1 pseudogene is annotated in these 400 nt (G+C 38.8%); it reads left to right on the top strand.

The window, feature by feature from the left end:
• Positions 1–400: pseudogene (locus tag JUI58_RS00360) on the top strand (hypothetical protein); the annotation flags it as partial.

Below are 400 nucleotides of genomic sequence, written 5' to 3'. Positions count from 1 at the left end.
CTAGTATATGGTGGAGATGATGTTACCTTTGTTTGTGATGGTCGTTTGGGTTTAACGCTTGCGGCTCGTTACTTACAAGTATTTGAAAAACAAAAAGCTGCTGACAACAAACAATTAACGGCTTGTGCGGGAGTTTGCATTGTTAAAGCTCACTATCCATTTGCGAGAGCTTATACAATGAGTGAAGAACTTTGTAAATCAGCTAAGAAAGTTGCGAAATTTGAACGAGTTACTAATGATGAAAGAGATGAATCAGAAATTATTTCTGCCATCGATTGGCATATTGCAACGAGTGGTTTACTTGGCTCGATTTCTGAAATTCGCGAGCGAGAATATCGGAGTACAAGTAACCAACCTTTAGAAATGCGACCATTATTACTCAAATCCGATCCCTCTGATT

Source organism: Spirulina sp. CCY15215 (genome assembly GCF_016888125.1).
Lineage (GTDB): Bacteria > Cyanobacteriota > Cyanobacteriia > Cyanobacteriales > Spirulinaceae > CCY15215.
The sequence above is the reverse complement of the archived record's forward strand: the minus strand, read 5'-3'. Positions and strand labels throughout refer to the sequence as shown.